This is a genomic window from Pseudomonas fluorescens (genome assembly GCF_902497625.1).
GTDB classification, from domain to species: Bacteria; Pseudomonadota; Gammaproteobacteria; order Pseudomonadales; family Pseudomonadaceae; genus Aquipseudomonas; species Aquipseudomonas fluorescens_BQ.
Genome location: NZ_CABVGX010000050.1, coordinates 1 through 18,131, shown reverse-complemented (window position 1 = coordinate 18,131; position 18,131 = coordinate 1). Strand labels below are relative to the sequence as shown.

Genomic DNA, 18,131 nt, shown 5'->3' with positions numbered 1-18,131 from the left:
TGCTCCCTGAAAAAAAGTGCCGCAGTCTATCAACTGACGACACGCAGCGCTGTACCGCTGAAATAGCCCTGAGCATTTTCGGTCAATTGGCCCACGATTCGCTGCCGCGCTTCACGGCTGCCCCAGGCGTTGTGCGGGGTGACGATCAATCGAGGGATGTCGGCGGCCAGCAACGGATTGCCGGCGGTGGGCGGTTCGACGCTGAGCACATCCGTCGCCGCGCCCCCGAGGTGACCACTGCGCAAGGCATCGGCCAGCGCCTGTTCATCGATCAGGCCACCACGCGCGGTGTTGACCACGAACGCACCCGGTTTCATCGAGGCCAGTTCGCGGGCGCCGATGAAATGACGGGTGTGGTCATTGAGCGGGCAGTGCAGGGTCAGTGCGTCGATTTGTGGCAGCAGTTCGTCCAGTGGTAAACGATCCGGGCGGGCTGGACGGCCGGGAATTTGCCCCAGCAACACGCGCATGCCGAAGGCTTCGGCCAGTCGTGCCACGGCCCCGCCAAGTTCGCCGTGTCCGAGCAGGCCGAGGGTTTTGCCTTGCAGTTCAACGATCGGGTAATCCAGCAGGCAGAACTGCTTCGCTTGCTGCCAGCGCCCCTCGCCGACGGCTTTTTGATAGTCGGCCAGACGCGTCGACAGATTCAACAGCAACATGATCGTGTGCTGCGCCACCGATGGCGTGCCGTAACCCTGACAGTTGCAGACGGTCACCCCGTGCGCACGAGCGGCAGCCAGGTCGACATTGTTGGTGCCGGTGGCGCTGATCAGGATCAGCTTCAGCTCAGGGCTGGCGGCGATGGCGGCGGCGTCGATCACGATCTTGTTGGTGATGGCTACGGTGGCGCCCTTCAGGCGTTCGGTGACTTGCTGCGGTGTGGTCTGCGCGAACAGCTGCAGATCATCGAAGCAGGCGCGCAATGGCCCGAGGTCCAGGTCACCGAGATCCAGCGAAGGGTGGTCGAGGAAAACGGCGCGGCGAGTGTTCGTCATCAACTGTACCTTTTGTGCAGTGAACTGTAGGCGTAATCTGCTGAGCCTATCAGATGAAACAAATGGTTACGCACTGCGTGATCATGCGCTGAACCTGTGGGAGCGGGCTTGCTCGCGAATGCGGCTTTTCAAGCGACATCTGAGTGGACTGAACCACCGCTTTCGCGAGCTAGCCCGCTCCCACAGAGTAGATACCACCCTTGAGTTGATCCGCCCCCGAGGACCCCCCCATGTACTGGACAGAATTCTTGACCGTCGCGCTTATCCACCTTCTGGCCGTGGCCAGCCCGGGACCGGACTTTGCCGTGGTCGTGCGCGAGAGCGTGACCCACGGTCGTCGCGCCGGCACATGGACTGCGTTGGGCGTCGGAACGGCGATTTTCCTGCATGTCGGCTATTCGCTGCTTGGCATTGGCTTGATCGTTTCGCAATCCATCGTGCTGTTCAATGCCTTGAAATGGGCTGCTGCCGCGTACTTGTTGTATATCGGCTTCAAGGCGCTGCGGGCGAAACCGGCGAAACCGCTCTCGGACGATTTGCACAAGGAAGCCGGTGAGCGCACGGCTCGTGGAGCATTCACGTCCGGGTTCGTCACCAACGGTCTGAACACCAAAGCCACGTTGTTTTTCCTGTCGCTGTTTACTGTGGTCATCAACCCGCACACCCCATTGTCGGTACAGGCCGGTTACGGGATTTATCTGGCGGTCGCGACTGCGCTGTGGTTCTGCCTGGTGGCAATGCTGTTCAGCCAGCAACGGGTGCGTGCCGGTTTCGCGCGCATGGGCCATTGGTTCGACCGGACCATGGGTGCGGTGCTGATTGCACTCGGTGTGAAAATCGCGTTCACCGAAATGCACTGATGGCGGCACGCCTGGACGCGTCGTGATCACCCGTAAATGCTGGCGCAACGCTAGCATTTGCTTATTGGTGCAAATCATTCCTTCGGCTGATTTGGTTGGCGATCAAGGACACTAGAGTGCTTGCTTTCAGCCAAGACCGTGCAGTCAGAAAAGGGATTCTTATGTTGCAGACTCGCGTTATCCCCCCAGCCGAGGGCGCTTACCAGTACCCGCTGCTGATCAAGCGGCTGCTGATGTCCGGCGCGCGTTACGAGAAAACCCGTGAGATCATTTATCGCGACCAGTTGCGTTATAGCTACCCGACCCTGATCGAAAGGGTCGCGCGACTGGCCAATGTGCTCACGGCAGCCGGCGTCAAGGCCGGGGACACCGTGGCGGTGATGGATTGGGACAGCCATCGTTATCTGGAATGCATGTTCGCGATTCCGATGATCGGGGCGGTGATTCACACCATCAACGTGCGTCTCTCGCCGGAACAGATCCTCTACACCATGAACCACGCCGAGGACCGTTTCGTGCTGGTCAACAGCGAGTTCGTTGGCCTGTACAACGCAATTGCCGGGCACCTGACAACAGTCGAGAAAACCCTGCTGCTGACCGATCTGCCGGAAAAAACCGCAGAACTGCCCAACCTCGTCGGCGAGTACGAACAGCTGCTGGCCGGCGCCAGTGCGCAGTACGAGTTTCAGGATTTCGACGAGAATTCCGTAGCGACCACGTTCTACACCACCGGCACCACCGGTAACCCTAAAGGCGTCTATTTCACCCATCGGCAACTGGTGCTGCACACCATCGGCGTGGCGACCATCATGGGCGCGATCGACAGCGTGAGGTTGCTTGGAACCAATGAAGTCTACATGCCGATTACGCCGATGTTCCACGTGCATGCGTGGGGCCTGCCGTATGTAGCGACCATGCTCGGGCTCAAGCAGGTCTACCCCGGGCGTTACGATCCGGAATACCTGGTCGAATTGTGGCGTAAGGAGAAGGTCACTTTCTCGCATTGCGTACCGACCATCCTGCAGATGGTTCTCAATGCCAAATCTGCGCAGAACGCCGATTTCGCTGGCTGGAAAATTGTCATCGGCGGCAGTGCCCTGAATCGCGCGTTGTACGAGGCGGCCAAGGCCAAGGGCATTCAGTTGACCGCCGCCTACGGCATGTCGGAAACCGGACCGCTGGTGTCCTGCGCGCACCTGAACGATGAGCTGATGGCCGGCACCGAAGACGAACGCACCACCTATCGAATCAAGGCCGGCGTGCCGGGGCCGTTGGTTGAGGCGGCGATTGTCGATTGCGACGGCAATTTCCTCCCGGCCGACGGCGAGACTCAGGGCGAACTGGTGCTACGGGCCCCGTGGCTCACCGAAGGTTATTTCAACGAGCCGCAAAAGGGCGCCGAACTCTGGGCGGGCGGCTGGCTGCACACCGGCGACGTGGCGACCCTGGACACAATGGGCGTCATCGATATTCGCGACCGGATCAAAGACGTCATCAAGACCGGCGGCGAGTGGATTTCGTCGCTGGACCTCGAAGATCTGATCAGCCGGCACCCGGCGGTACGCGAAGTAGCAGTGGTGGGTATCGCCGATCCACAGTGGGGCGAGCGACCGTTTGCCTTGCTGGTGATCCGCGAAGGCCATGAAGTCGGGGCGAAAGAACTCAAGGAACACCTCAAGCCGTTTGTCGAACTGGGGCACCTGAGTAAATGGGCGATCCCGAGCCAGATCGCCCTTGTTACGGAAATTCCCAAGACCAGTGTCGGCAAACTCGACAAGAAGCGCATCCGCCTCGACATCACCGAATGGCAGGCCAATAACAGCACCTTTCTCTCCACCCTTTAAGCCCGGTCGGCGTGCCCGAAATGGCACGCCAGGCCCACCAAGCAAGCGCTTGGCTTGTCAAATCCGTAAATTGAGCCATCCTTGCCCTGCCGACACGTGTCGGCCTGGCGAAAGGACTGTTCCAGAGTGGCCGGCAGCTGCAAATCACACTTTAGAGGGATCAAGCAATACAACCTGCTGGCTATAGTCCGCTCAAGGATTTTTAAGAACGGGGCAACCGCACAAAACGGGGCGATGCAACTTTGGAGTGACTTGGGGACGCGTTGGCGCCCGGTCGACCACAGCGTTTTTAAAAGTACTCACTGCCATAACAATAATGCACATGGAGTAGCGTCGATGACATCAGTAAACCAGTTCTGGCGCCGGGCTAAGCTGCCCCTGGCTGTCAGTCTCGCCTCTACGCTCGCCGGGCCTGCATTCGGCGTCAGTTTCAATGTTGGTGAAATCGAAGGTCAGTTCGATTCATCCCTGTCGGTCGGGGCGAGCTGGTCTACCCAGAGTCCCAACAAGAATCTCATCGGCGTTAACAATGGCGGGCGTGGCCTGTCCCAGACGTCCGATGACGGTCACTTGAACTTCAAGAGCGGTGAGACCTTCTCGAAGATCTTCAAGGGCCTGCACGACCTTGAATTGAAATACGGCGACACCGGCGTCTTTGTGCGTGGCAAATACTGGTATGACTTCGAGCTCAAAGACGAGGATCGTCTGTTCAAGGACATCAGCGACAATGGCCGCAAGGAAGGCGCCAAGTCTTCCGGCGTTCAGCTGCTCGACGCCTTCGTTTATCACAACTACGCCATTGCCGATCAGCCGGGTTCCGTGCGGCTGGGCAAACAGGTTGTCAGCTGGGGTGAAAGTACCTTCATCGGCAGCGGCATCAACTCGATCAACCCGATCGACGTTTCCGCTTTCCGCCGTCCAGGCGCCGAGATCAAGGAAGGCTTGATCCCGGTCAACATGTTCTACGTCTCGCAGAGCCTAACCGACAACCTGTCGGCCGAAGCGTTCTACCAGCTCGAATGGGATCAGACCATTGTTGATAACTGCGGCACCTTCTTCTCGCAGCCGGACATCATCGCCGACGGCTGTGACAACAACCTGCGCGTACTCAACAAGCGTTCGACCATTCCTGCGGCCGCTCTGCCGACGCTGACTGCGCTGGGTGTCAACGTTGATAACGAGGGCGTGCTGGTACGCCGAGGCCCGGATCGCGATGCGCGCGACAGCGGTCAGTGGGGCGCGTCCCTCAAATACATGTTTGAGCCACTCGACACCGAGTTCGGCGCCTACTTCATGAACTACCACAGCCGTGCGCCGATATTCAGCGCCACCGGCGCTCCAGCCTCGGTATATGCCCGTGCGGCAGCGTTGCCACCGGCATTGCGTGCACTGGCGCCGCTGATTGTCGCGGGTAACTCGAATTACTTCGTCGAATACCCGGAAGACATCCGCCTGTACGGCTTGAGCTTCTCCACTACCCTGCCTACCGGTACGGCGTGGAGCGGTGAAGTCAGCTACCGTCCGAACGCACCGGTGCAGCTCAACTCCACCGACATCCTGTTTGCCGGTGTACGTCCTCTGGGCGGCGCATTGACCAACGCTTCGCTGCTGAACGGCGTGCCAGGTCAGGACCTGCATGGTTATCGCCGCAAGGAAGTGACCCAGTTCCAAACCACCCTGACGCACTTCTTCGATCAGGTCATGGGCGCCAGCCGGATGACCCTGGTAGGTGAGGTCGGCGTGACTCATGTCGGCGGCCTGGAAAGCACTTCCGACATCCGTTACGGACGTGATCCGGTTTACGGCCCGGGCGAATTGCCTGCTACTGGCGGCGCCAACACCTGTGTCGCGCTCAACTCCAGCACTATCGCCGGTGCCGGACCTGGCGCGGCCACTAACAACCGCACTCGCAATTGCGATGATGAAGGTTTCACCACGTCGACTTCGTGGGGTTATCGCGGTCGTGCCATCTGGGAATACAACGACGTATTCGCGGGCGTGAACCTGCGGCCGAACGTGGCCTGGTCCCATGACGTGAGCGGTTACTCGCCTGGCCCTGGCGGCAACTTCGAAGAAGGTCGCAAAGCCGTCAGCCTGGGCGTCGATGCCGAGTACCAGAACACCTACACCGCGAGCCTGGCGTACACCAACTTCTTCGACGGCAAGTACACCACCGTTGATGATCGCGATTTCGTTGCGCTCAGCTTTGGCGTGAACTTCTAAGCATTGATGATCAGGACGAACACACCTATGAAAACAACAATGAGTCTGTTCCAAGCCGGTGTTCTGGGGCTTTCGCTGCTGGCAACCAGCGTGATGGCTGCGGTCCCGGCCGCCGAAGCGGACAAACTGGGCAAGAGCCTGACCCCGATGGGCGCCGAAATGGCGGGCAATGCGGACGGTTCGATCCCGGCCTGGAAGCCGCTGCCGAAAAACGCCGGTGCAGTCGACGGCAAGGGTTTCCTGTCTGACCCGTACGCCAGTGAAAAACCACTGTTCACCATCACTGCGCAAAACGTTGACCAGTACAAGGACAAGCTGGCGCCGGGTCAGTACGCGATGTTCAAGCGTTATCCGGAAACCTTCAAGATGCCGGTCTTCCCGTCGCATCGTGGTGCTACCGTGCCGGATGACGTGTTCGCCGCCATCAAGAAAAACGCCACCAGCACCGAGCTGGTCTCCGGTGGCAACGGGCTGAAAAACTTCGAAACTGCCGTACCGTTTCCGATTCCGAAAACCGGTGTGGAAGTCATCTGGAACCACATCACCCGCTATCGCGGGGGCAGCGTGACCCGTCTGGTAACCCAGGCCACGCCGCAGCCGAACGGTTCGTTCAGCCTGGTGTATTTCCAGGACCAGTTCGTGTTCCGCGACAAGATGAAGGATTACGATCCAGCGAACCCGGGCAACATCCTGTTTTACTTCAAGCAGAAAGTCACCGCGCCGTCGCGTCTGGCCGGTGGTGTGCTGCTGGTGCACGAAACCCTTGACCAAGTGGCAGAACCGCGTTCGGCATGGGTCTACAACGCTGGTCAGCGTCGAGTGCGTCGTGCACCGCAAGTTTCGTACGATGGGCCGGGTACCGCTGCCGATGGCCTGCGTACCTCGGACAACCTGGACATGTACAACGGTGCGCCGGATCGTTACGACTGGAAACTCGAAGGCAAGAAAGAGATGTACATCGCCTCCGACAGCTACAAGCTCGACTCGCCGCAGCTCAAGTACGCCGACATCATCAAGGCCGGTCACATCAACCAGGACCTGACTCGCTACGAGTTGCGCCGGGTCTGGCACGTGGTCGCCACCTTGAAGGAAGGCCAGCGTCACATCTACGCCAAACGTGACTTCTACATCGACGAAGATACCTGGCAAGCGGCTGTGATCGATCACTACGACGGTCGTAATCAGCTGTGGCGCGTGGCGGAAGCTCACTCGCAGAACTATTACAACGTTCAAGTGCCTTGGTACACCCTGGAAACCTTGTACGACCTGCAGTCGGGCCGTTACCTGGCGTTGGGGATGAAGAACGAGGAGAAGTCGGCCTATGACTTCGGCTTCACCGCTACAACCAGCGACTTCACCCCGGCGGCATTGCGTCAGGATGGTGTTCGCTAAGCAGCGCGGTTAGAGGTTTTATCAACGCAAAACGCCCCGACTGGTTCGGGGCGTTTTTTTAGGTTTATGAAGAGGTTGTAGTGTCCAGATGTGTGTATGACGTGTGGGCGCAAAGCTTGCTCGCGAAGACTCTTTCGTGGGCTACGATGATTTTGGAGGGGGTATATCCGTTGTTGTGGTGATGGCATCTATTGGTTCCGCCCTTACGGCGGGTCACTTGGAGAAGCGCCAAGTAACCAAGCGCTTGCGCCGCTGACGTACGGTGCCTCGCCTAGGCTCGGCATACCCTCGCTCCGGTCCCGCTCCGTGGGCCCGCTGCCATCGGCCATCCATGGCCGGGGGCAGCTAACCCGGCATCCATGCCGGGTTGCCCACTGCGCAGAACCTGCGCTCGGCCTTCCGACGCGGCAGGTCAAGGTCACAAGCCAGATCAAGATCAAAAACAAAGCAGGCAGCGTCGTCCGCTGGGCAGCGCTAATTAATCCCAACGCGCCGCAGGACAGTGTTAATTCATCCCAACGCACCGCAGGACCTGTAGCAGCTGGCGCAGCCTCCGTCCAATCGCGCGTCCGAACCGGACGCAGGCTGCGCCAGCTGCTACGAGGCCTCCGCTGCTGCAGAGATTTGGCGCAACCCCCGCTAGCCAGGTCGGCTATCAGGCCGCCTCGGCGCGTTGTAGATGTGAGCGCCCCGTCGGCCGGCTGAGTAGAGGTTCTGCGCAGTGGGTAACCCGGCAAGGATGCCGGGTTAGCCGCGCACGGCCAAGGATGGCCGATCGCGGCGGGCCCACGGAGCAGGGCCGGAGCGAAGGCATGGCGAGCATTAGCGAGCCACCGGACGTCAGGGGCAAGAGCACTTGGTTACTTGGTGCTTCTCCAAGTGACTCGCCGTAAGGGCGAAATCAATAGTCGCCGTCACAGCATCAACGGATATGTACCCGAACCCAAACTCAACCCAAACCCCCAAACCCAACCCCACAAGCGGCCTTTTTGTAGCCATTTGTAGCATTAACCTTCATTACCTCGGCATTTACCGCTAGTCTGCGGACATCTGCAACGCCGCCAACTGCAATTCAAACAAGAGCCGGCCATGACTGATCTGTCCCCACTCCCGGGCCCCGCAAGCGCTGCCGTCGCGACACTGGACGGTCGCTTCTTTCGGCCCCCGCTGCCTGATGGCCACGTGCTGCGGCCGCGTCTGTGCGAGCGCTTGAGTGCGGGGCTTGCTGGCAGACTGTTGCTGGTCAGCGCCCCGGCCGGTTTCGGCAAGAGCTCGTTGGCGGTGGAATTCTGTCAAAGCCTTCCGGCGCATTGGCAAAGCCTCTGGCTCGGTTTGAGCCCACGAGATAACGACCCGGGCCGGTTCCTCGAACGGTTACTCGAAGGTCTTCAGGATTTTTACCCCTCACTGGGCAGGCAATCCCTGGGCCTGCTGAAAATGCGTCAGCGGCATCAGCCGTTCGCTTTCGAAGAGTGGCTCGACGGCCTGCTGGATGAGTTGGCGGAGCATTTGATGCCCGCCGCCCCTTTGCTGCTGGTACTGGATGATTACCATCTCGCCCAAGGGCCCGTGCTGGATCGCTGCCTGCAATTTTTCCTCAACCACTTGCCCGATGGCTTGCTGGTAATGGTCACCAGTCGTCAGCGCCCCGACTGGCATCTGGCGCGCCTGCGGCTGTCGCGGCAACTGCTCGAACTGCATGAGCAGGACCTGCGCCTGACCCACGACGAAGCCTTGACCCTGCTTGATCGCCACAGCACCTCCCTGCGTGGCGAAGCGCTGGAAAGCCTGATAGAGCGCAGCGAAGGCTGGGTCGCCGGCCTGCGGTTCTGGTTGCTGGCGGCCTCCGAAGCCGGTACCGAAGGCGCATTGCCGCAGGTACTGCACGGTGGTGAAGGCTTGATCCGCGATTATCTGCTTGAAGAAGTGATCGACTGCCTGCCAGCCGAAGTCCAGACGTTCCTCTACGACACGGCGTCTCAGGAACGTTTCTGCAGCGAGTTGTGCGACGCCGTTCGCGAAGCGCACGACAGCGCCGAGATCCTGCGCTACCTGCTCGCCCATCAGGTGTTTCTGGTTCCGCTCGACGAACAGGGCCACTGGTACCGTTATCACCATCTGTTTTCCGATCTGCTGCGGACGCGTCCCGCAGCTCAATCCATCGTCCCGGCGGCCAGCCTGCATCTGCGCGCCTGCCGCTGGTTCAACGCGCAAGGGTTGCTGGATGAAGCGGTGGAGCAGGCATTGCGCGCCGGTCACCTCGACGTCGCCGCGAATCTGGTGCAGAACCTTTCGGAAGAACAACTGCTCGCTGAACAGAATGTCGGCATGTTGCTACGCTGGAAAATGGACCTGCCCGACAGCCTGCTGATCAGCACGCCGCGCTTGATCGTGCTCTACAGCTGGGCGCTGGGGCTTGCCTGTCAGCTGGACGCCGCCGAAGAACTGGCCAGCCACCTCAGTCGATTCCTCCCGGCGCCGTCCGCCACCGCGCAGAAATCCATGCTGGCGCAATGGCTGGCCCTGAGCGGAATCATCGCCCGCGGTCGCGGTAACCGTGAGCTGACGCTGCTGTATTGCGGCGAGGCGTTGGAAAGCCTGCCCGCCAAACGTTATGGCCAGCGCCTGATGTGCCTGTCGACCTTGTCAAACCTGGCGATTGCCGACGGCGACTTGTGGCGTGCACGGGGTTTGAACCGCGAATCTCTCGAGCTGGCGCAGCGGGTCGGTAACCCGTTGTTTGAAGCGCTGGCCCATTACGATCGCGCGCGGGTACTGCAGGCACGTGGTGAAATTTTGCGCTCGCTGGATGAGGTGCACCAAGGGCTACAACGCTTGCAAGGGCTATCGCCGCAACGGCTCTACGCAGTTCGTGCACGCCTGACTTTATATGAAGGTTTTCTGCTGACCTTGCGCCTGCAGCCGCAAGCAGCGCGCGCGCGTTTGCAGGCAGGTCTGGCGGAAGCCCGCGCCTGTCGCGACATCAGCGTATTGATCGGCCATTGTGTGATCGCCCGGCTCGAAGGCAATTGCGGCGAGTTCGCCAAGGCCTTCGCCGAACTCGCCGAAGCCGAACGGCTGATGCACATCTGGGACGTCCCGCCGATTTATTACCTGGCGATGATCACTTTGGTCAAATGCGAACTCTGGCTGGCCCAGGGGCGCACCGATCTGGCACAAGCCTGGCTCGCCCGGCTGGGGCAAACCTACAACGGCGAGCGACCGGCAGCACCGCCTGAATTCCACCCGCAACTGCCGCTGCACATCGAGCTGCAGCAAGCATTGCTCGAGGTCATTCAGGGCCAGCCGATGCTCGCCGAAGGGCGCTTGAATGCGTTGCTTGAGCACGGTCTGCAAAGCGGCCGGCTGATGCTCAGCGTCATGGCCCTGACGCAAAAAACCGAACTGCTCCTTGCTCATGATCGCGAACCCGAAGCACGTCACGCATTCGCGCAATCAATGGAGACTGCCAGCGGCGGCGTTCTGCAGCCGTTTGAGGCACTGTTGAAAAAACATCCGGAATGGTTACGCGGCCAATTGCAGCACGCAGCGAAAACCGCCGTGTTCCAATGCCTCTCCGAGCGACTGCCTGCCGCTGCTGTCCCTATCGCTGCCGAGCCCAACCACGCCTGCGAACAACTCAGTTCCCGTGAACTGGCTGTTCTGAAACTGATCGCGCAAGGCTGCTCGAATCAGGAAATCAGCGACCAGTTGTTCATCTCGCTGCACACCGTGAAAACCCACGCCAGCCATATCAACAGCAAACTTGGGGTTGAGCGGCGCACGCAAGCGGTCGCGCGGGCCAAGCAGCTGGGTGTGTTGGGTTAGCGCCAAGTCCTCGTTTTAACGCCCTGCATTAGTGCGACCTCTATCGAACTGCTGCCAGTGTTCAGCCCGGCTTGCCCGTGCGCGTGGCCGAGCGCCGTGCACCAAATCAGCCTGCGGGCGCACTGCTTTGAACCGTTTAATTCAATGTTTTTAATTGTTGAATCTTTTGATTCGTTCGCCTAATCTCAACTGCAACACGCCTGTTGACGTTGCCAGGCGACTTCGTGCAACCAGTGAGATCGGGGAGCAACACGTGAACGTGAAAATACTCTTGAGCATGGCGGTGGCAACTGCATTTTCGGCCCCTGTCTGGGCGGCGGACTGGAACGTCGGCGCCAACGTCGGCAACGTGCCGTGGGAGTTCCAGGACGCCAAGGGCGAGATCGTCGGCTTTGAAGTGGATGTGGTCAAAGAAGTCGCCAAGCGCGCCGGCAAGACCGTCGAGTTTGTGAATATCCCTTTTAATGGCTTGTTCAGCGCCGTGCAGTCCAAGCGCGTCGACATTGCCATTTCTTCGATCACTATCACCCCGAAACGTCTGGAATCGGTAGGCTTTGCGCAGCCTTACTACGACAGCGACCAATCGCTGTCGGTATTGACCAAATCCGGCATCGACGGCCTGAAAGGCATGCAAGGCAAAGTCGTCGGGGTCGATACCGGCTCGACAGGCGACATGTGGGTCAGCGCGCACCAGGCCGAGTACAAGTTCGGTGATGTCTCGCGTTACGAAGGCCTGTCGCCAGCGATGCTCGATCTGGCCTCCGGCCGCATGGACGGCTATATCAGCGATATCCCGGCCGTCCTGTATTACATCAAGGACAAACCGCAATACCGCGTGGTGGCGCGCATTCCAACCGGCGAGAAATACTCGCTGATGCACGCCAAGGGCTGGGCGTCGGCCCCTCAGGTCAACGACATCATCAGCAGCATGAAAAAGGACGGAGTGATCGCCGATTTGCACAAAAAGTGGTTCGGCGCTGATGCGCTGGCCGATTCGAGCACTGTCAAAGTGGTTGATGTCCTCAAGTAAGCCTCGGCTTCACCTCCGGCGCCGGGCGCCGTCATACCTAAGGAATCGCAATGGAGTTGTTGCAGACTTTCTTCAACTGGGGCGTGTTTGTCGACGCGCTGCCGCAGATGCTGCGCGGCCTCGGGGTGACGGTGCTGCTCGGCGTGGTCAGCATCATTCTCGGCCTGGTCGGCGGGTTGCTGCTGGCCATGCTGCGCCTCTACGGCTATGCGCCAGTGCGCTTGCTGGCGCGGATTTATATCGACGTGATGCGCTCGATTCCACTGTTGGTGCTGCTGGTCCTGATCTACTACGCACTGCCGTTCGTGGGGATTCGCCTGTCGTCTTTCGCCGCGGCAACAGCGGCGCTTTCGCTGGTGTCCTGCGCTTATTCGGCAGAAATATTCCGCTCCGGAATTGAAGCGATTCCCCGTGGCCAGTTCGAGGCCGCCGCGTCCCAAGGTATGAGTTTTTTCAACACCATGCGCGACGTGATTCTGCCTCAGGCCATGCGCATCGTGCTGCCGCCCATGACCAGCAACTGCATCAACGTGATGAAAGATACCGCTTTGGCCTCGGTGGTGGCGATGCCGGACCTGCTCAAGCAGGCCACGCAGGCGCAGGCCCTGTCGGCCAATCCGACGCCATTGGTGGGGGCCGCGATCATGTACCTGCTATTGCTGCTGCCCTTGGTGCAACTGGTGAGCTGGGTTGAACGACGTAATAGCGCCGGGAGGAAGCACTGATGAGTGCAGTCATCGAAATCGAAGGCGTTGCCAAGTTCTATGGCAAGTTCCAGGCGTTGGCGGATATCAATCTGTCGGTCGAACAGGGCGAAGTCGTGGTCATCCTCGGGCCCTCGGGTTCGGGCAAGTCGACCTTGATCCGCTGCATCAACCTGTTGGAGGAATACCAGGAGGGCGACATTCGCGTCGCCGATCAGCGAGTCGAACACGGGTCGAAATTGGCCGGAATTCGCTGTGAAGTCGGCATGGTGTTTCAGAACTTCAACCTCTATCCGCACATGACGGTGCTGGCCAATGTCGCTCTGGCGCCGGTCCGTGTGCGTGGCATGAATCGGCGCGATGCCCAGGCGCGAGCGCGGGTCTTGCTGGAAAAAGTCGGCATGAGCGCCCACGCCGAGAAATACCCCGCGCAGCTTTCCGGCGGGCAGCAGCAACGTGTCGCCATTGCCCGGACCATGGCCATGGAGCCACGGGTGATTTTGTTCGACGAACCGACCTCGGCGCTGGACCCGGAAATGGTCGGCGAAGTGCTGGACGTGATGCAGAACCTGGCGCGCTCCGGCGTGACCATGGTCGTGGTCACCCACGAAATGGGTTTCGCCCGTAAGGTCGCCGACCGGGTGATTTTCATGGAGAACGGCCGGATTATCGAGCAGAACGAACCCGAAGCCTTTTTCACCCAGCCGCAGGAGGCTCGAACCCAAGCCTTCCTCCAGGCCATCCTGCACCACTGATTTCTTTTGGAGACTGCCCGCTTGAATACGCTCGATATGGATTACGTCCGCAGCCAATTTCCGATGCTCGCCGACGGCTATGCCTACCTGGACAATGCCGGCGGTTCGGCGGTGCTGGGGCGGGTGGCCGACCGGGTGCGTGATTACTTGCTCAACAGCAGCGTGCAGCTGGGCGCGTCTTACGGTGGCTCGGTCTCGGCCGGGCAACGGGTGCTTGAGGCTCGGGAATCCGTGGCGCAATTGATCAATGCCTACCATCCTGAAGAATGCGTGATGGGCGGCTCGACTACGCACCTGCTGCAGATTCTCTGTCGAGCGATCGCGCCGTCGATCAGCCGTGGCGACGAAATCATCGTCAGCCACAGCGACCACGAAGCCAACATCGGTCCCTGGCAGCGGCTGTGCGAAGAGCGCGGCGCGACCTTGCGCATCTGGTCGGTGGACCTGCAGACCCTGGAACTGGAACTCAAGGATCTCGACGCCTTGCTGAGTCCGCGTACCCGCTATGTGGCCATGACCCATGCCTCGAACATCCTGGGCAGCGTCAACCCCGTGGTTGAAGTTGCCCGTCGCGTACACGCAGTGGGTGGCAAACTCTGTGTCGATGCCGTGGCCTACGCGCCGCATCGGCTGGTCGATGTGCAGGCCAGCGGAGCCGACTATTACGTCTTCAGCTTCTACAAGGTGTTCGGCCCACACTTCGCCGTGTTGTGGGGCCATCGCGAGGCATTGCTGGAATTGCCGAGCCTCAACCATTTCTTCATCGGCCAGGACGTCATCCCCTACAAGCTGCAACCGGGCAACCTCAACTACGAGTTGTCCTACGGCTGCATGGGCATTGCCGATTATTTGCTGGACATTGGCCAGCGCCTGGGGGCCAGCGGCAGCCCGCGGCAGATCATGCAGGCGGCGTTCGATGCGTTCGAAGTGCAGGAAGACCTGCTCGCTGAAATCCTGTTGACGTTTTTGCGGGAAACCCCCGGCGTTCGCATCATCGGCAAGCCGCGGGTCACCGCGAGTGATCGGGTGCCGACCATCAGTTTCGTGGTCGAAGGCCTGCAATCCGAAGCCGTGGTGCGGCGGATCGATGAGCACGGGATCGGCATCCGTTTCGGCGACTTCTACGCCCGGCACCTGATCGAGGCACTGGGACTGGGCGCCCACGGTGGTGTCATTCGCGTCTCGATTGCTCATTACAATACCGTCGACGAGATGCACCGACTGGTCGAGCACCTGGCTCAGGCGATCACCGATCTGCGTCAATCCTGATTTTTGCGAGCACCCTTATGCCTGTACCTCAAAACCTTGCTGAACTGCGTGCGGCCATCGTCGAGCACCAGGAGCGCCTGACCGCGCGCACCCGAGACGCGGCGCGGTACCTCAACGACCATCCCCACAATGTTGCGCTGAATACCGTCGCCGCCCTGGCAACGCAGTCGGGGATCGCCTCGTCGGCCTTCATTCGCCTGGCCAAGGCCTTGGGCTTCAACGGGTTCAGTGATCTGCAGCGTTTGTTCAAGGCGCCGCTGCAACAGGCGGCGACCACCAGCTACAGCGAGCGCATCCGCCACTTCAACGGCGAAGAATTGCTCGAAGACCCCACGGATGTTGGGGCGATCCTGCAGGCGTTCAGCCGGGCCAATATTGTCTCGCTGGAACATTTGGCCGAAGGCCAGCAGGTCGAGGCGCTGGAGAGTGCCATTACCCAGCTGCAGCGGGCGCGCACCATCTTCGTCATCGGCATGCGTCGCTCGTTTCCCATGGCGGCTTATTTAAGCTACGCCCTGAGCCGCGTCGGACGGCGCGCCGTTCAGGTCACCGGCCTGGGCGGTTCCCTGCATGAGCAGATGAGCGCGTTGCACAGCGATGACGTGCTGGTGGCGGTCAGCTTTCCGCCCTATGCCCAGGAAACCATCGATGCCTGTCAGCAGGCAGTCGCGGCCGGCACGCCGATCGTGGCCCTGACGGATAGCATCATCAGCCCGATTGGCCAGTGCGCGGCCACCATGATTGAAGTCAATGACGCTGAGCTGCTGGGGTTTCGTTCACTGACGGCGGCGTTCTGCGTGGCCCAGACGCTGGCCATGGGCCTGGCGTTCCGCGACGGTCAGTCGGTGAGTGGGCCGGATCACGACGCTCTTACACATATCGATTGCTAAGCGACGGCCAGTCGGTCGCGCTCCATTCAACCATCTGCGCCTGTGCAGGAGATTGCTCAACATGGCTTTACCCCTACGCGATCTGGTCGGCTACGGCCAAAACCGCCCTCAGGGCGCTTGGCCCAATGGTGCCAGGCTGGCAATCAGCCTGGTCATCAACTACGAAGAGGGCTCCGAGCGCTCGTTGGCGATGGGCGATCCCGATCAGGAAAGCATGACGGAGTGGGGCAGCTATCAATTCCCAGACGGTGTGCGCAACCTGGCCATGGAATCGATGTACGAATACGGTTCCCGCGTCGGCATCTGGCGGATTCTCGAAATTCTTCAGCAGGCCGGCGTGCCTTCCACGTTCCACGCCTGTGCCGTGGCGTTCGAGCAAAACCCCGATGTGGCTAAGGCCGCGGTCGCCCTGGGTCATGAAATCTGCAGCCATGGTTATCGCTGGGAAGAAGTGTTCCGCCTGACCGAAGAAGAGGAACGCGAGCACATCCGCCTCGCTGTGGAATCGTTCGAACGTACCTGCGGCAAGCGCCCGATCGGCTGGTACTGCCGCTACGGCGCGAGCGTGCGGACCCGGCGTCTGGTGGCCGAGGAGGGTGGTTTTCTCTATGACTCTGATGCCTACAACGACGACGTGCCGTATTACGTCGATGTCCAGGGCAAACAGCATTTGGTCGTGCCTTACACCAGCGACGTCAACGACTTCCGCTACTGGAATTCGCCGGGCCTTTCCCAGGCCTCGGACTTCTTTGAGTACATGAAAGAAAGTTTCGAAGTGCTCTATGACGAGTCCGCCGACGGCTTGCGAATGATGTCGGTGGGCTTGCACCCACGCATGGTCGGGCGCCCGGGGCGTGTCCGGGCGCTCAAGCGCTTTATTGAATACGCCCAAGGCCATGAAGGTGTGTGGTTCGCCACCCGCGAAGAAATTGCCAGGGCCTGGATGACTCGGACCTGAAGCACCTTTGGCTGATCCCGGCCGTGACTGTTTGGAGAAGCTTCTATGCAACCTTTCGATACGGTCATTCGCAACGCGCGTGTGGTGACGGCCGCCGATATTTTCACCAGTGACATCGGCATTCGCGACGGGCGCATCGCCGCCCTCGGCCTGCATCTGGCCGAAGGGCTGCGGGAAATCGACGCCGCCGGCCGGCACGTCACCCCCGGTGGCATCGATAGCCATGTGCACCTCGATCAACCGACCGGCGACGGTTCGGTGATGGCCGATGATTTCTACAGCGGCACGCGCTCGGCGGCTTGCGGCGGCACGACGACGGTCATTCCGTTTGCCTGCCAGCAGAAGGGCGAAACCCTGCGCACCGCCGTCGATGATTATCATCGTCGGGCGGGCAATAAGCCGGTCATCGACTACGCCTTTCACCTGATCGTCACCGATCCGACCCCCGAGGTCCTGCGCGAAGAACTGCCCGCGCTGATTGCCCAGGGCTATACCTCGTTCAAGATCTACATGACTTACGATGCCCTCAAGCTCAACGACCGGGAGATTCTGGAAACCCTGTCTGTCGCCCGCCGCGAAGGGGCGATGGTCATGCTGCACGCCGAAAACAGCGACTGCATCGCCTGGCTGACTGAGCGCCTGCTGGCCGCTGGACTGGATGCCCCGCGCTATCACGCCACATCGCGGCCGATGCTGGTGGAGCGCGAGGCCACCCATCGCGCCATTGCCCTGGCCGAGCTGGTGGATGTGCCGATCCTGATCGTGCACGTGTCGGGCCGCGAAGCCATCGAACAGATCCGCTGGGCGCAAAGTCTGGGGTTGAAGGTGTATGCCGAAACCTGTCCGCAGTACCTGTTCCTGACCGCCGATTCCCTTGGCTGTGGCGACGGCTTCGACGGCGCCAAATGTATTTGCAGCCCGCCGCCAAGAGATGCGGCCAACCAGCAAATCATCTGGGATGGACTGGAAAACGGCTCGTTCGAAATATTTTCCTCCGATCATGCACCGTTCCGTTTCGACGGCCCGGACGGCAAGAAAGCCCACGGCGAACAGGCCTTCTTCGACAAAATCGCCAACGGTATTCCGGGGGTGGAAACGCGCATGGCCCTGCTCTGGTCCGAAGGCGTACGCACCGGGCGTATCACGCCGCAAAGCTTCGTGGCGTTGACCTCCACCAACGCCGCCAAACTGTACGGTTTGTACCCGCGCAAAGGCAGCATTGCCATTGGCACCGATGCCGACCTGGTGATTTGGGATGAAGGTCAGACTGTTTACCTGAATAACGCGATGTTGCATCACAACGTTGACTACACGCCCTACGCGGGCATGCAGTTGACCGCGTGGCCGGCCATGACCCTGTCCCGCGGCGACGTGGTGTGGGAC

The 18,131-nt window shown here is 60.4% G+C and carries 13 protein-coding genes; 12 read left to right on the top strand and 1 reads right to left on the bottom strand.

Features of this window, described 5'->3' with window-relative positions:
• Window positions 1–29: 29 nt before the first annotated feature.
• A complete protein-coding gene (locus tag F8N12_RS23270) occupies window positions 30–995 on the bottom strand; it encodes a 2-hydroxyacid dehydrogenase (RefSeq protein ID WP_150582458.1) in 966 nt (321 codons plus the stop codon).
• A gap of 230 nt (window positions 996–1,225) precedes the next feature.
• On the opposite strand from F8N12_RS23270, the gene F8N12_RS23265 reads away from it, so the two are divergent.
• The 12 genes from F8N12_RS23265 to hydA all read left to right on the top strand — a co-directional run.
• Window positions 1,226–1,855, top strand: a complete 630-nt coding sequence (locus tag F8N12_RS23265; protein WP_150582457.1) for a LysE family translocator — start codon at window positions 1,226–1,228, stop codon at window positions 1,853–1,855.
• Window positions 1,856–2,016: 161 nt separating this feature from the next.
• Entirely contained in the window at window positions 2,017–3,699 is a 1,683-nt protein-coding gene (locus tag F8N12_RS23260) for a fatty acid--CoA ligase (RefSeq protein ID WP_150582456.1), read from the top strand.
• 336 nt (window positions 3,700–4,035) lie between these two features.
• Window positions 4,036–5,922 (top strand): DUF1302 domain-containing protein, encoded by a 1,887-nt coding sequence (locus F8N12_RS23255; RefSeq protein WP_150582455.1) that lies wholly within the window; start codon window positions 4,036–4,038, stop codon window positions 5,920–5,922.
• 27 nt (window positions 5,923–5,949) lie between these two features.
• Window positions 5,950–7,314: a DUF1329 domain-containing protein gene (locus F8N12_RS23250; RefSeq protein WP_150582454.1), complete on the top strand. Its 1,365-nt coding sequence runs from the start codon at window positions 5,950–5,952 to the stop codon at window positions 7,312–7,314.
• A gap of 1,089 nt (window positions 7,315–8,403) precedes the next feature.
• On the top strand, window positions 8,404–11,142 hold the full coding sequence (locus tag F8N12_RS23245) for a LuxR C-terminal-related transcriptional regulator (RefSeq protein WP_150582453.1): 2,739 nt from the start codon (window positions 8,404–8,406) through the stop codon (window positions 11,140–11,142).
• Between the two features lie 253 nt (window positions 11,143–11,395).
• Window positions 11,396–12,172 carry a transporter substrate-binding domain-containing protein gene (locus F8N12_RS23240; RefSeq protein WP_150582452.1) on the top strand — a complete coding sequence of 259 codons (777 nt, stop codon included), beginning with the start codon at window positions 11,396–11,398 and terminating at the stop codon, window positions 12,170–12,172.
• Between the two features lie 50 nt (window positions 12,173–12,222).
• The gene (locus tag F8N12_RS23235; RefSeq protein ID WP_150582451.1) at window positions 12,223–12,897 is read left to right on the top strand and encodes an amino acid ABC transporter permease; all 675 of its coding nucleotides are present in this window, start codon (window positions 12,223–12,225) and stop codon (window positions 12,895–12,897) included.
• Entirely contained in the window at window positions 12,897–13,631 is a 735-nt protein-coding gene (locus F8N12_RS23230; protein WP_150582450.1) for an amino acid ABC transporter ATP-binding protein, read from the top strand. Before F8N12_RS23235 ends, F8N12_RS23230 begins: the two co-directional genes overlap by 1 nt.
• A 21-nt stretch (window positions 13,632–13,652) precedes the next feature.
• Entirely contained in the window at window positions 13,653–14,900 is a 1,248-nt protein-coding gene (locus F8N12_RS23225; RefSeq protein ID WP_150582449.1) for a cysteine desulfurase-like protein, read from the top strand.
• Window positions 14,901–14,917: 17 nt separating this feature from the next.
• Window positions 14,918–15,790, top strand: a complete 873-nt coding sequence (locus F8N12_RS23220) for a MurR/RpiR family transcriptional regulator (protein ID WP_150582448.1) — start codon at window positions 14,918–14,920, stop codon at window positions 15,788–15,790.
• Window positions 15,791–15,851: 61 nt separating this feature from the next.
• Entirely contained in the window at window positions 15,852–16,748 is an 897-nt protein-coding gene (locus tag F8N12_RS23215) for an allantoinase PuuE (protein ID WP_150582447.1), read from the top strand.
• Window positions 16,749–16,793: 45 nt separating this feature from the next.
• A partial coding sequence (gene hydA / locus F8N12_RS23210; protein WP_150582446.1) for a dihydropyrimidinase occupies window positions 16,794–18,131 on the top strand: 1,338 nt, incomplete at its 3' end.

Excerpts from the sequence above, each read along its gene's own strand:
- F8N12_RS23270 (WP_150582458.1), bottom strand. The coding sequence starts at position 995 with ATGACGAACACTCGCCGCGCCGTTTTCCTCGACCACCCTTCGCTGGAT.
- F8N12_RS23265 (WP_150582457.1), top strand. The coding sequence starts at position 1,226 with ATGTACTGGACAGAATTCTTGACCGTCGCGCTTATCCACCTTCTGGCC.
- F8N12_RS23260 (WP_150582456.1), top strand. The coding sequence starts at position 2,017 with ATGTTGCAGACTCGCGTTATCCCCCCAGCCGAGGGCGCTTACCAGTAC.
- F8N12_RS23255 (WP_150582455.1), top strand. The coding sequence starts at position 4,036 with ATGACATCAGTAAACCAGTTCTGGCGCCGGGCTAAGCTGCCCCTGGCT.
- F8N12_RS23250 (WP_150582454.1), top strand. The coding sequence starts at position 5,950 with ATGAAAACAACAATGAGTCTGTTCCAAGCCGGTGTTCTGGGGCTTTCG.
- F8N12_RS23245 (WP_150582453.1), top strand. The coding sequence starts at position 8,404 with ATGACTGATCTGTCCCCACTCCCGGGCCCCGCAAGCGCTGCCGTCGCG.
- F8N12_RS23235 (WP_150582451.1), top strand. The coding sequence starts at position 12,223 with ATGGAGTTGTTGCAGACTTTCTTCAACTGGGGCGTGTTTGTCGACGCG.
- F8N12_RS23230 (WP_150582450.1), top strand. The coding sequence starts at position 12,897 with ATGAGTGCAGTCATCGAAATCGAAGGCGTTGCCAAGTTCTATGGCAAG.
- F8N12_RS23220 (WP_150582448.1), top strand. The coding sequence starts at position 14,918 with ATGCCTGTACCTCAAAACCTTGCTGAACTGCGTGCGGCCATCGTCGAG.
- F8N12_RS23215 (WP_150582447.1), top strand. The coding sequence starts at position 15,852 with ATGGCTTTACCCCTACGCGATCTGGTCGGCTACGGCCAAAACCGCCCT.